13 protein-coding genes are annotated in these 12,629 nt (G+C 66.5%); 8 read left to right on the top strand and 5 right to left on the bottom strand.

Annotated elements, in window-relative coordinates; translation table 11 throughout:
- Positions 1–97: 97 nt before the first annotated feature.
- Positions 98–1,513, bottom strand: coding sequence for a chromosomal replication initiator protein DnaA (gene dnaA, locus ASF89_RS01030; RefSeq protein WP_055799026.1), 1,416 nt, complete (start codon positions 1,511–1,513; stop codon positions 98–100).
- A 367-nt stretch (positions 1,514–1,880) separates the two neighbouring features.
- On the opposite strand from dnaA, the gene rpmH reads away from it, so the two are divergent.
- The 8 genes from rpmH (at position 1,881) to ASF89_RS00990 (ending at position 7,208) form a co-directional block, all read left to right on the top strand.
- A complete protein-coding gene (gene rpmH, locus ASF89_RS01025; RefSeq protein WP_043595303.1) occupies positions 1,881–2,018 on the top strand; it encodes a 50S ribosomal protein L34 in 138 nt (45 codons plus the stop codon).
- Between the two features lie 9 nt (positions 2,019–2,027).
- Positions 2,028–2,363: a ribonuclease P protein component gene (gene rnpA, locus ASF89_RS01020; protein ID WP_055799022.1), complete on the top strand. Its 336-nt coding sequence runs from the start codon at positions 2,028–2,030 to the stop codon at positions 2,361–2,363.
- The gene (gene yidD, locus ASF89_RS01015; protein WP_055799019.1) at positions 2,360–2,722 is read left to right on the top strand and encodes a membrane protein insertion efficiency factor YidD; all 363 of its coding nucleotides are present in this window, start codon (positions 2,360–2,362) and stop codon (positions 2,720–2,722) included. The genes rnpA and yidD overlap by 4 nt, the downstream gene beginning before the upstream one ends.
- Before the next feature lie 10 nt (positions 2,723–2,732).
- Positions 2,733–3,689, top strand: coding sequence for a membrane protein insertase YidC (gene yidC, locus ASF89_RS01010; protein ID WP_055799017.1), 957 nt, complete (start codon positions 2,733–2,735; stop codon positions 3,687–3,689).
- A gap of 23 nt (positions 3,690–3,712) precedes the next feature.
- Entirely contained in the window at positions 3,713–4,321 is a 609-nt protein-coding gene (locus ASF89_RS01005; protein WP_235476524.1) for a R3H domain-containing nucleic acid-binding protein, read from the top strand.
- Between the two features lie 21 nt (positions 4,322–4,342).
- Entirely contained in the window at positions 4,343–4,984 is a 642-nt protein-coding gene (rsmG, locus tag ASF89_RS01000; protein ID WP_055811290.1) for a 16S rRNA (guanine(527)-N(7))-methyltransferase RsmG, read from the top strand.
- Positions 4,985–5,331: 347 nt separating this feature from the next.
- Positions 5,332–6,258: a ParA family protein gene (locus tag ASF89_RS00995; protein ID WP_055811286.1), complete on the top strand. Its 927-nt coding sequence runs from the start codon at positions 5,332–5,334 to the stop codon at positions 6,256–6,258.
- Positions 6,258–7,208, top strand: a complete 951-nt coding sequence (locus tag ASF89_RS00990) for a ParB/RepB/Spo0J family partition protein (protein WP_055811282.1) — start codon at positions 6,258–6,260, stop codon at positions 7,206–7,208. Before ASF89_RS00995 ends, ASF89_RS00990 begins: the two co-directional genes overlap by 1 nt.
- 1,476 nt (positions 7,209–8,684) lie before the next feature.
- Here ASF89_RS00990 and ASF89_RS00985 read toward each other — a convergent pair.
- The 4 genes from ASF89_RS00985 to trxB all read right to left on the bottom strand — a co-directional run bounded on the left by ASF89_RS00985 (position 8,685) and on the right by trxB (position 12,519).
- On the bottom strand, positions 8,685–9,644 hold the full coding sequence (locus ASF89_RS00985) for a D-alanine--D-alanine ligase (RefSeq protein ID WP_055811278.1): 960 nt from the start codon (positions 9,642–9,644) through the stop codon (positions 8,685–8,687).
- Positions 9,645–9,702: 58 nt separating this feature from the next.
- Entirely contained in the window at positions 9,703–11,010 is a 1,308-nt protein-coding gene (locus tag ASF89_RS00980) for a PLP-dependent aminotransferase family protein (protein ID WP_055799004.1), read from the bottom strand.
- A gap of 115 nt (positions 11,011–11,125) precedes the next feature.
- Positions 11,126–11,452, bottom strand: coding sequence for a thioredoxin (gene trxA, locus ASF89_RS00975; RefSeq protein ID WP_055799001.1), 327 nt, complete (start codon positions 11,450–11,452; stop codon positions 11,126–11,128).
- Between the two features lie 68 nt (positions 11,453–11,520).
- A complete protein-coding gene (gene trxB / locus ASF89_RS00970) occupies positions 11,521–12,519 on the bottom strand; it encodes a thioredoxin-disulfide reductase (protein ID WP_055800628.1) in 999 nt (332 codons plus the stop codon).
- Positions 12,520–12,629 lie beyond the last annotated feature (110 nt).

Genomic DNA, 12,629 nt, shown 5'->3' with positions numbered 1-12,629 from the left:
GATGGCTCCGGAGACGACGAACGGGCGCCGACATGATGTCGACGCCCGAACGGACGGTGCTGCCGGGAGGGGTGGGGACAGCCCCTCGACCAGGCCCTTATTTGTAGCGGGTGTCCTGCTTGATGCGGCTCGTCAGCTCGGTCACCTGGTTGTAGATGGAGCGGCGCTCCTTCATGAGCTCGCTGATCTTCTTGTTCGCGTACATGACCGTGGTGTGGTCCCGGTTGCCGAACAGCTGACCGATCTTCGGCAGCGACAGGCTCGTCAGCTCACGGCACAGGTACATCGCGATCTGCCGGGCGGTCGCGATCGCCTGCGACCGCGACGAGCCGTAGAGGTCGTCGACCGAGAGCTTGAAGTAGTCCGCGGTGTGGTTGATGATGTCGACCGGCGCGATGATGTTGTCCTCGTCGAGCGTGATGAGGTCCTTCAGCACGGTCTGCACGAGCGCGAGGTCCACCGCCGTGCGGTTGAGGCTGGCGAACGCCGTCACCCGGATGAGCGTGCCCTCGAGCTCGCGGATGTTGCTCGACACCTTCGTGGCGATGAACTCGAGCACCTCGTCGCGGATCTGCAGCTTCTCGCTCTGCGCCTTCTTGCGGAGGATCGCGATGCGCGTCTCGAGGTCGGGCGCCTGCACGTCGGTGATCAGACCCCACTCGAAGCGCGAGCGCATGCGGTCCTCGAACCCCGTGAGGTGCTTCGGGGGCAGGTCGCTGGTGATGACCAGCTGCTTGTCGTGATCGTGCAGGGTGTTGAACGTGTGGAAGAACGCCTCCTGCGTGCTGTCCTTCCCCTGCAGGAACTGGATGTCGTCGATCAGGAGGATGTCGATCTCGCGGTACCGCTGCTGGAACAGGTTCGAGCGGTTGTTGGCGATCGAGTTGATGAAGTCGTTCGTGAACTCCTCGCTGCTGACGTAGCGGACGCGGATGCCCGGGTACATCGTCTCGGCGTAGTGGCCGATGGCGTGGAGGAGGTGCGTCTTGCCGAGCCCGGACGACCCGTAGATGAAGAGCGGGTTGTAGGCCTTGGCCGGCGCCTCGGCGACGGCGACGGCGGCCGCGTGCGCGAAGCGGTTCGAGGCGCCGATGACGAAGTTGTCGAAGCTGTACTTCGGGTTCAGCCGCGAGTCGTTGCGCTTGCCCGTCGTCGGCGACTCGACGGGCGTCGGGACGAAGGGGGCCTCGATGTAGTGGGCCGGCTCGGTCTGCTCGGGCTGCTGCGTGAGGGTGTCGGGGGTGATGTCGGGGTTGACCGTGATCGCGAAGCTGGCGACCGAGTCGTCGCCGAGGGCGGCGATGGACTCGAGCAGAGGACCGCGGATGCGCTGCTCGAGCATCCCGCGGGTCAGGTCGTTGGGCACCTCGAGGTAGAGGGTGCCGCCGAGCACGCCCTTCGGCTCGACGAGGCTGATGAAGCCGTGCAGCTGAGGCGTGATGCGGTCGTCGGTGGTCAGGCTCGCGAGCACGGACCGCCAGAGGTCCTGGACCGGATCGACGGTGTTCGCCACGGGGGTTTCTCTTTCTGCCGGTGATCTGCGTGCTGGGCGCGCCTTGCCCGGTGGGGGGCCTCGGCATCTCGGCGGACCGACTTATGCACAGCTTTCTCCACGGGTCGGCGGTGGCCGGATCGTCCGTGAGTGGTGCTCGTTCCCCGGATTTACGCGGATCTTGAGCGGGAGGTACCCACCCTAGTTCGGATGAGTATGTCTGCCGCAATCGGAGTTTTCAACACTGTGGATAAACTCCTCCGAGGCTGCCGTTTGACCGCAGGGCGGATGCCGCGTACTTTTAATCAGTTGATTTCAGCCAGTTGGGCTGTACAAGACTTCTCGGATCATGGCAGCAGGCCAGGTCCGCATCCCTGGAGAAAACACCATGAGCAAGAGAACGTTCCAGCCGAACAACCGCCGCCGCGCCAAGAAGCACGGTTTCCGTGCCCGCATGCGCACCCGTGCGGGTCGCGCCATCCTCGCCGCCCGTCGTGGCAAGGGTCGCACCGAACTCTCCGCGTAGTCGCACCCGGTGTTGGCCAGAGCCAACCGGATCGTCCGCGCAGACGACTACCGAAACACCGTGCGCCGTGGCCGCAAGTCGGCCACGGCGCACTCGGTCGTCTACGTGCGTCGTCATGACGACGCCGGAGTCCGGTTCGGGTTCATCGTGGCCAAGACCGTCGGCAACGCCGTCGTCCGCAACACGGTCCGTAGGCGGTTGAAGCACGTCTGCCATGAGCTGCTGCCGTCGATGCCCCCGGGGACCGACATCGTCATCCGCTCTTTGCCAGGCAGCGACTCCGTTCCGTGGTCTACCCTGCTGAAGGACATCTCAGGGGTCGTCGACAAGGTCGTGAAAGCGTGAGAGAACTCGTACTGTTCGTGGCGTTGCTTCCCCGCAACGCGGCGATCGTCGTGCTCCGCGCCTATCGGGCGGTCATCTCGCCTCTGTACGGCGAGGTCTGCCGATACCATCCCTCCTGCTCGCGATACGCGCTCGAGGCGATCCAGCGGTACGGCGTCGTAGCCGGCTCCGCGCGGGGCGCCTGGCGCATCGCCCGCTGCAACCCCTGGTCGGCGGGCGGGATCGACGACGTCCCCGAACGACCGGCCCAGAACATCACGATCACGGGCTTCGGCTTCGTGATCCCCCGTCGCCCGGCTCGAGCCTCCGCTCCCGTCGGTTCGAACGGTCTCCTCGTACAGAGCCACGGAAAGGGCTGACCCGAACACCATGGGCTTCATCGACACCATCCTCTGGCCCCTCAAGTGGGTCGTCGAGGCGATCCTCGTCGGATTCCACGAGCTGCTGACCAGCGCCGGGATGGGCTTCGACTGGGGTGGAACCTGGGTGCTGTCGATCGTGGGTCTCGTGCTCGTGGTCCGGGCCCTGCTGATCCCCATCTTCGTCCGGCAGATCAAGAGCCAGCGACGCATGATGGAGATCGCTCCCAAGCTCAAGAAGATCCAGGACAAGTACAAGGGCAAGCGCGACCAGTTCAGCCGCGAGGCCATGTCGCGCGAGACCATGGCGCTCTACAAAGACACGGGCACCAACCCGCTGAGCTCGTGCCTGCCGCTGCTCATCCAGATGCCGATCTTCTTCAGCCTGTTCTCGGTGCTGCAGAACGCCCAGCGCGAGGGCGTCGGCGTCGGCCTGCTCAACCAGGCGCTGTCCACCTCGTTCGGCGAGGCCACGCTGTGGGGCGCACCGCTGAAGGAGACCTTCCTCAGCGCCACCACCTGGGAGGTCCGGCTCATCGCCGCCGGCATGGTCGTCGTCATGACCGCGTCGCAGTTCATCACCCAGCTGCAGATCGTCTCGAAGAACATGTCGCCCGAGACCAAGGCGAGCCCCATGTTCAAGCAGCAGCGCATGCTCCTCTACGTGCTGCCCCTCGTCTTCGTCTTCTCGGGTCTGTCGTTCCCGCTCGGCGTCATGTTCTACTGGCTGACCTCGAACATCTGGACGATGGCGCAGCAGTTCATCGTCATCCGGAACATGCCCACCCCGGGCAGCGAGGCGGCACTCGCCCGTGAGGAGCGCCTCGCCCGCAAGCAGCAGCGCAAGGGTCTGCCGACCATCACGGTGACCGAGATCGAGTCGGCCCCTCCCGTTCCGAAGACCACGCAGCGCACGCAGCCGGTGGGGAAGAACCGGGCGAAGAAGCAGAACGGCAACAAGAAGTGACGAGCGAGACGGATGACCACGACGTGACGAACCCGCAGCCCATCGACAGCGAGACGGCGACCACGCGGGACGCGGCGGCCGAGCCCGCAGCACCCGCAGACGCCTCCCCCGAGGAGGCGCGGGTCGAGCCGACCGGTGCCGTCACCTCCGACGACGACGCGACCGGCGCCTCCTCGACCACCGATCTCGACGAGGGCGAGATCGCCGCGGACTACATCGAGGAGCTCCTCGACATCTGCGACTTCGACGGCGACATCGACATCGAGGTGCGGGCCGGCCGGTCGTACATCTCGGTCGACTCGACCGGTGAGGGCAACCTCCGCGTGCTGTCGAAGCCGGACACGGTCAACGCCCTGCAGGAGCTCACGCGCATCGCGGTGCAGACCAAGACGGGCGAGTTCTCGCGCCTGATCCTCGACATCGGCGGGTCGAGGGCGATCCGCGAGGCCGAGCTCGGCGCGCTCGTCGACCGTGCCGTCGAGAAGCTCGAGGAGGGCGGCACCGCAGCGTCGCTGCCTCCCATGTCGTCGTACGAGCGCAAGCTCGTGCATGACATCGTGGCCGCTCGCGGCTTCACCTCGGAGTCCGAGGGCGAAGGCCGCGACCGCCACACCGTCATCACCCGGGCCTAGCCCGCACACCCCGAGCCGCCGATGCCTGACCTGAGCACCCTCGAGCCCGAGCCCGCCGTCGCGGCCGACATCTTCGGCGACCGTCTCGACGTGGTGCGGCAGTACGCCGCAGACCTCGCGCAGTACGGCGAGGAGCTCGGTCTCATCGGCCCGCTCGAACTCCCCCGCCTGTGGACTCGGCACATCGTCAACTCGGGATTGCTGGCGCCGCTGCTCGTCGACGGTCGCGTGGGCGACGTCGGCTCGGGCGCCGGACTGCCGGGTCTCGTCCTCGCCGCGGCACGACCCGGGGCCACGCTCGTCCTCATCGAGCCCATGGAGCGTCGCACCGACTGGCTCCGGGCCGAGGCCGATCGCATGGGCCTCACCAACGTCGAGGTCGTGCGCGCTCGCGCCGAGGAGGTCGAGCTCGACGGCTGGCTCGATCAGGTCACGGCGCGTGCAGTGTCGGCGCTGTCGAAGCTGATCCCCCTGACGGCTCCCCTGGTGAAGACCGGCGGACAGCTGCTGCTGATGAAGGGCGCCCGAGTCGACGCCGAGGTGGACGCGGCTCGGAAGGTCATCGCCAAGAACCACCTGGTCGATGTCGAGGTGCTCGAGCTCGGGGTCGGCGTCGTCGACCCGGCCGAGACCACCCGCGTCTTCCGCGCCACCTTGGGTTGACGACTCGTCGCCGGTACGTCTCGTGGCCGGCTCGTCTCGACGCCGGTGGTGACCGCCGAGGAGGCGCGATCCGGCTCCACAGGAGCCGATCTGAGTGAGATGGTCGCCGTCCGGCCTATCCTGTCGTGATCTGGGCCCCTCAGCTCGCAGCCTGACCAGACGACACTCGAGCAGGTCCGCATCCAGGGCGTGATCAGGGGTTATGAGAGAACGTCGGCTCGAGTCGCTGTTCTCCCGGCATTGTCGGTGCTGCAAGCTAAAGTTGAGCCAGTGCTCGACCGGTCGCCGCGCCTCCTCGGCGTGCGACCTCGCTCGTCGGGCTGCATCCACGTTGTTCCACGTGAAACATGGCGATTCGGAGAATCCATCCGGTGAGTTCCTCCACTGACTACGACGGCACCACTCCCCTGGCCCGGGAGCTCGCCGACCTGAATCGGCGCAAGCGTGCGCTGTCGCGGGAGCCCCTGCCGCCGCCGGCGCAGACACGCGTGCTCACAGTGTCGAACCAGAAGGGCGGCGTCGGCAAGACGACGACCACCGTCAACCTGGCTGCAGCCCTGGCGCGCAGCGGAACACGGGTGCTGGTCATCGATCTCGACCCGCAGGGCAATGCCTCGACGGCATTGGGGGTCGACCACCGCGCCGATACACCGAGCGTGTACGACGTCATCGTCAACGACGGGAACATGGACGATGTCGTCCAGCAGAGTCCGGAGTTCGAAACCCTCTTCTGCATCCCGGCCACCATCCATCTCGCCGGCGCCGAGATCGAGCTGGTCTCGCTGGTCGCTCGCGAGCAGCGACTGCGGACGGCGCTCGAAGCGCACCTCGAACGGACTGAGGCTGCTGGTGAGCGGTACGACTACGTGTTCATCGACTGCCCGCCGTCGTTGGGGCTGCTGACCATCAACGCGTTCGTCGCTGCAGGAGAAGTGCTGATCCCGATCCAGTGCGAGTACTACGCGCTTGAGGGCCTCAGCCAGCTCCTGCGCAACATCCAGCTGATCGAGAAGCACCTCAACCCCCGTCTGGCCGTCTCGAGCATCCTGTTGACGATGTACGACGGCCGGACGAACCTCGCTCAGCAGGTCGTCGCCGATGTCCGCGAGCACTTCCCCAAGGAGGCGCTGCAAACGTTGATCCCGCGGTCCGTACGGATCAGCGAGGCTCCCGGTTACGGGCAGACCGTGATCAGCTATGACCAGAACTCGCCCGGGTCGATCTCGTACCTCGAGGCGGCCGCCGAACTTGCACGTCGAGGAGCACCCCAGTAGTGGCTACGAAGAGAACCGGACTCGGGCGCGGCATCGGCGCCCTCATCCCCGTCAATGACGAGACGCAGGGTCGCCCTGTCGACGTGTTCTTCCCGACGGCGCAGCAGACGGCCGAGGATCTCGTCGCGGTCCCGGGTGCGCGACTGGCGAACCTGAACCCCCTCGATGTCGTCCCCAATGCGAAGCAGCCGCGCACGGAGTTCCGCGATGAGGAGCTCGCCGAGCTCGTCTCGTCGATCCGTGAGGTGGGCGTGCTGCAGCCGATCGTCGTTCGGCCTCTCCCCTCGAAGGGCAAGAAGGCGTCGACGCCTGTGCAGTACGAACTCGTCATGGGAGAGCGTCGACTGCGGGCCACCAAGGAGTTGGGGCTGGCCACGATTCCGGCCATAGTCAAAGACACGGCCGATGACGCCATGCTGCGCGACGCCCTTCTCGAGAACCTGCACCGTGCGGAGCTCAACCCTCTCGAAGAAGCGTCGGCCTATCAGCAACTTCTCGCCGACTTCGGCATTACGCAGGATGAGCTGGCGACTCGCATCGGTCGAAGCCGTCCTCAGATCACGAACACGCTTCGTCTGCTCCGGCTGCCGGCGAGCGTGCAGCGGCGGGTCGCCGCCGGCGTGCTGTCGGCCGGACATGCTCGTGCAATCCTGTCGACCGGTGATCCCGTCCTCATGGAGCGCCTGGCCGACAAGATCGTCAACGAAGATCTGTCCGTGCGTCAGGCGGAGGCCATCGCGGCGGGCTCCCCTGCCAAGGCGAAGACCACGAAGGCTGCTGGTCGTCACCAGGCGCATCTCGATGAGATCGCCGAGGGTCTCGGTGACCGGCTCGAGACGCGGGTCAAGGTGAACCTCGGAGCGCGGAAGGGCTCGATCACGATCGACTTCGCATCGATCGATGATCTCAACCGCATTCTCGGGGAGTTGGGCCAGGATCCCGTCGGCTGATCGTCTGCGGTCATGTCGACTGTTGTTTCACGTGAAACGCCCCCACTCACGGGGCGTTTCGTCGTTCTCCGTCAGATAGGTGTCTTGGAACATCTTTGTACCCGGTGGAGATGGATTCTCCGGGTTGGTGAGGATGCGACGTCTCTTGGTTGCCTTCCCGCGGATACAGGTCTGGAGCGAAGAATCGGGGCGACACGTGGTCCACGTGGCCTAGACGGTGGCGTAAGGACGACTTCCGGCTATGGGATCATGTCGCAGGTACGGCGGCGCGTTCATCGAGTCAACCGCGGCTGTTTCACGTGAAACGTGTCCCCCTGTCGCGTAAGTGTGATTTGACCGTGGCAGCGTGGCAGCGTGGCACAGCGTGGCAGCGTGGCAGCGTGGCAGCGTGGCAGCGTGGCAGCGTGGCAGCGTGGCAGCGTGGCAGCGTGGCAGCGTGGCAGCGTGGCAGCGTGGCACTGGGGTACCTCAGCACATCGGTGCCTTGACGCATTGCAACGTGAGACTCTGAGGATGCCGGTGTGCCGAGTTCGACCTGACTCCTTGTAGATACTTCCTGCTGAGCAGGTAATACGTCCTGCAAGTCGACTTCGCCAGGTTGTAATCGCCAGGAGCTAATGCATTAGCGGACCCCGGAAGGGCGGGGTGGCCGGTGCAGCTACTCATCCCATCGCGACCGTTCCCGCACTGGGTGTGTTTCACGTGAAACGAAGAGAGAGAGCCTGTCCCTGCCCCCGAGAGCTTCGACGTCGTGCTGCATTTGGCCTGTCGTCCTCCGAGGGCAGGTCTGAGTCCGTGCGCCTCGCTGTACCTGCCGTCATCGGGCGATCGATGTCGAGAGGATCTTCTCAATCGGCTGCAGACTCCGGGTGGTCAGGTCTCGCCGGGTGGGGCGGATCACGAGTCCGTGAGTCCGATCGCACAGCTCGCCGTGATCGGAGCGACGACGAAGAAGCCCATGACCGCGCCATATGTCGCGCCGGTACGGGCGGCAAGTCGTCCGCGACGCTCTCGGACCTCACGCGATCTTTCACTGCGACTCTGCGATACGGCATCGCCTGCGCTGCCGAGTTACGACACCGCCTGCCCTGTCTCGTTACGACACCGCCTGCGCTCCCGCGATACGACACCGCCTGCCCTGCAGCAATATGGCGCTACTCGCGATGCTTCCCGGCTGGACTTCTCGAGACTTCGTCTCCCTCGACTGGCAGTTCTGGCCACGCACCATGAGCAGGCAGGAAGGCGACACTCCCCTCGAGAGGAGCACCTCCTGACGAAATCGAGCGATCGCAGTCGGTGTCTCATCACTGGTGACTGCAGGGCATGCCGAGGCCGGATAGACCGACCGAGCACGAGCCTCGATGAGGCCGGCACCGGTCACGGGGTGGGGGCAGCCTCAGTCCGTCGCGACCAAGGCATCCTCCACAGCATGCGGGCGAGGTTTCACGTGAAACGTGGGCCCGGAGGCCGGTGGGTCTACTGGTGGTCGCGGACGGCCTTCTCGGCCAGGGCTGCATAGACCAAGCCGAGCTCGTAACCGGCGGCATCGAGGGCCATCGGTACGAGCGAGGTCTCCGTCAGCCCCGGCAGCACGTTCACCTCGAGGAACCAGGCCTTGCCGGTGGCATCGACGATCAGGTCGACACGTGACAAGTGCCGCAGCCCCAAGGCCTCGTGAACCGCGACCGCCGCCTGGGCGGCTGACGCCGCTGCCTCATCCGACAACCGAGCCGGCGTGAAGAACGTCGTCTCACCAGCGTTGTACCGCGCGTCGAATCCGTAGATCCCACTGCGCGGCACGATCTCGACGGCCGGCAGGGCGGTGGGCCCGTCGCCCGTGTCGATGACACCCACGGCGATCTCGGTGCCGGTGATCTTCTGCTCGACGATGACATCGTCGCAGTACGTGTACGCGTCGACCATCGCCCGGGGGAGGCCGTCTGCGGTCTCGACGACCGTGACTCCCTGCGCCGAGCCTCCTCGGGCGGGTTTCACCACGACGGGCACCGGGTGCTCGTCGGCGATGGCCGCGAGGACGCCGGCTGCTCCGAGCTCGCGGAACGCATCGTGCGACAGCGTCAGGCCCCGGGGCGTCGAGACGCCGGCACGACGGGCGAGCTCCTTCGCCGTCGGCTTGTCCCATGCGAGACGCGCCGCGGCCGAGGTGCTGCCCACGAACGGGATGTCGAGTGCCTCGAGCAGGCCTCGCAGCGCGCCGTCCTCACCGCTGGCGCCGTGCAGCACCGGCCAGACGACGTCGGGGTGCGTCTCGGTGAGGTGCGCCAGCAGCGTCGCATCCGGGTCGCGGAGTTCGACGGCGATGCCGTGCGACGTCAGGCTGTCCACGACGCGTCGGCCCGACCGGAGCGACACGTCGCGCTCGTGCGAGATGCCGCCGGCGAGGACGGTGACGTTGCGCAGGGCGCTCGAGTTCATGACGGATGATCCTTCGAGATGATGGCGAGAAGAAGACGCGAGAGACGATAAACGCTGATCAGGACATGTTCGGCGGCGGCATGGTGACGCCTTCGCGCTGCGTCGCCGGCTTGCCCAAACGAGCACCGGAGAACGTGTTCAGCAGGTCGAGCTCGCCGTTGATCACCGTCGCGAGGCGCGCCACGCCGACCTTGATCATCTCGGACGTGGGGTAGCAGAACGACAGACGGATGTTCTGCCGCCCCCCTCCGTCGGCGTAGAAGGCCGTTCCGGGCGTGTAGGCCACCAGCTCCTTCACCGCACGCGGCAGCATGGCCTTCGAGTCGAGCTCGTCGGGCAGCGACAGCCAGACGAAGAAGCCGCCCTCGGGTCGCGTCCACGTCAGTGAGGGCAGGTACTCCCCCAGGGCCGACAGCATCGCATCGCGTCGTTCGCGGTAGAGGTCGCGGAAGATGTCGATCTGGCCGCGCCAGTCCGCCTGGTCGAGGTACTCGGTGATCACGAACTGACCGAAGGAGTTGGGCGACAGGGTGGCCGACTCGTTCGCGAGGATCAGTTTCTCGCGGATGGCGTGCGGGGCCAGGGCCCAGCCGACGCGGAACCCGGGGGCGAGGGTCTTCGAGAACGAACCGAGATAGATGACGCCCTCGTCGTCGACCGAGCGCATCGCCTGCGGAGCCGGCTCGTCGAACGACAGGAGGCCGTAGGGGTTGTCCTCGAGCACGAGGATTCCGGCGCTGCGGCAGATCTCGAGGATCTCGAGCCGGCGGGCCCACGACAGCGTGACTCCGGCCGGGTTGTGGAAGTTGGGGATCGTGTACAGGAACTTGATCGTGCCGCCCCGGGAGGTGACGGCCGTGATCGCCTCTCTCAGCGCCTCCGGGACCAGCCCCTCGTCGTCCATAGCGACGTGCTGGACGTCCGCCTGGTAGGCCTTGAAGACCCCCAGAGCCCCCACGTAGCTCGGCGACTCGGCCAGGACGACGTCGCCGGGGTTGATGAACAGCCGCGTGACGAGATCGAGGGCCTGCTGCGAGCCGGTCGTGACCACCACGTCGTCGGCGCTGCCGCGGATGCCCTCCATCGCCATGATCTGCATGATGTGCTCGCGGATCGCGGGGGTGCCCTGACCCGAGCCGTACTGCAGGGCCATCGCTCCCCCGCCCTTCGACATGACGCGGTCGATCGACCCCGTCACGAGCTCGCGCGGCAGAGCCGAGACGTAGGGCATGCCCCCGGCCAGGGAGACGACCTCGGGACGCGAGGCGACGGCGAACAGGGCTCGGACCTCGGAGGCGCTGAGTCCGGCCGTACGGTCGGCGTACGAGTCGTACCACGGATCGAGGTTGGTGCCCTTGTCGGTCATCTGCTTCCCTGTCTGTCTGAGGGTGAATCGTCCAAGACTATGCCTGGTGCGGCGGTGAGACCACGAAAGCCCGCCCAGCGGGGTGCTGGGCGGGCTTTCGACGTGGTCGGATCGACTACGCGAGGAACTCCGCCAGGTCGGCCTCGAGGGCCTGCTTGGGCTTCGCGCCGATGACGGTCTTGACGACCTCGCCACCGCGGTAGACCTTCATGGCGGGGATCGACGTGATCTGGTACTTCGCCGCGGTCTGCGGGTTGTCGTCGACGTTGAGCTTGACGATCTCGATCTTGTCGGAGTGCTCGGCCGCGATCTGGTCGAGGATCGGCGAGACGGCGCGGCACGGGCCGCACCACTCGGCCCAGAAGTCGACGAGGATCGTCTTGTCGGAGGTGATGACGTCGCTCTCGAAGGACGCGTCGGTGACTGCCTTGGCGGTGCTCATGGTGGTTCCTTTCGTCGTGGGGACTGTTAGGGCTGTGGGGTTCGCGAGGCGGAGACCGGGGGCGCCGGTCAGACGCCCACGGCGACGGACTCGGCCGTGTCGATGCCCTCGGCCGCGCCCTCGGTGTTCTCGGCTAGAAACGTCTGGTCGAGGCTCGCCAGGAAGTGCTCGGCGTCGAGCGCCGCGACGACACCCGAGCCGGCTGCCGTGGCCGCCTGGCGGTACGTCGCGTCGATGACGTCGCCGGCGGCGAACACGCCGCGGAGGTTCGTCTTCGAGCTGCGGCCCTCGACGGCGATCGTGCCGTCGACCGTGAGGTCGAGCTGGTTGTGGACGAGGTGCACGCGCGGGTCGTTGCCGATCGCGATGAAGAGGCCGTCGAGGTCGAGGTCCGAGGTGCTGCCGTCGACCGTGTCGGTCAGCTGCACGCCCGTGGCCTTCTCGTCGCCATTGATCTTCGTGACGGTCTTGTTCCAGAGGAACTCGATCTTGTCGTTGGCGAAGGCCCGCTCCTGCATGATCTTCGACGCACGCAGCGAGTCGCCGCGGTGGATGACGTAGACCTTGCTGGCGAAGCGCGTGAGGAACGTCGCCTCCTCCATCGCCGAGTCGCCGCCGCCGACGACCGCGATCTCCTTCTGCTTGAAGAAGAAGCCGTCGCACGTCGCGCACCAGCTGACGCCGCGGCCGCTGAGGCGCTCCTCGTCGGCGAGGCCGAGCTTGCGGTAGGCGCTGCCCGTGGCGAAGATCACCGTGACGGCCTCTTCGACGGTGCCGCTGCCGAGGGTGACCTTCTTGACGTCGCCGGTCAGGTCGACGCTGGTCACGTCGTCGAGGAGGACCTCGGCGCCGAACTTCTCTGCCTGCTCTTGCAGCTTGAACATGAGGTCGGGGCCCATGATGCCGTCGGGGAAGCCGGGGAAGTTCTCGACCTCGGTGGTCTTCATGAGCTCGCCGCCGGCCTCGACCGAGCTGGCCACGATGAGCGGCTCGAGCCCGGCGCGGGCGGCGTAGATGCCGGCCGTGTAGCCGGCGGGACCGGAGCCGATGATGATGATCTGGCGCATGAGCACCTCTCTGAGGAACGGGGCGGATGTCGTGCCAGATGCGTTCGAGCCGTGATGCCCGATCGACGTTCTCGCCCGACCGTCTGAGTGAACACATCCTATCGACGGGC

This window comes from Frigoribacterium sp. Leaf172, from assembly GCF_001424285.1.
Lineage (GTDB): Bacteria > Actinomycetota > Actinomycetes > Actinomycetales > Microbacteriaceae > Frigoribacterium.
The sequence above is the reverse complement of the archived record's forward strand: the minus strand, read 5'-3'. Positions and strand labels throughout refer to the sequence as shown.

Bases quoted from the DNA above. Each gene is read 5' to 3' on its own strand.
- rpmH (WP_043595303.1), top strand. From the start codon at position 1,881: ATGAGCAAGAGAACGTTCCAGCCGAACAACCGCCGCCGCGCCAAGAAG.
- yidC (WP_055799017.1), top strand. From the start codon at position 2,733: ATGGGCTTCATCGACACCATCCTCTGGCCCCTCAAGTGGGTCGTCGAG.
- rsmG (WP_055811290.1), top strand. From the start codon at position 4,343: ATGCCTGACCTGAGCACCCTCGAGCCCGAGCCCGCCGTCGCGGCCGAC.
- ASF89_RS00995 (WP_055811286.1), top strand. From the start codon at position 5,332: ATGGCGATTCGGAGAATCCATCCGGTGAGTTCCTCCACTGACTACGAC.
- ASF89_RS00985 (WP_055811278.1), bottom strand. From the start codon at position 9,644: ATGAACTCGAGCGCCCTGCGCAACGTCACCGTCCTCGCCGGCGGCATC.
- ASF89_RS00980 (WP_055799004.1), bottom strand. From the start codon at position 11,010: ATGACCGACAAGGGCACCAACCTCGATCCGTGGTACGACTCGTACGCC.
- trxA (WP_055799001.1), bottom strand. From the start codon at position 11,452: ATGAGCACCGCCAAGGCAGTCACCGACGCGTCCTTCGAGAGCGACGTC.
- trxB (WP_055800628.1), bottom strand. From the start codon at position 12,519: ATGCGCCAGATCATCATCATCGGCTCCGGTCCCGCCGGCTACACGGCC.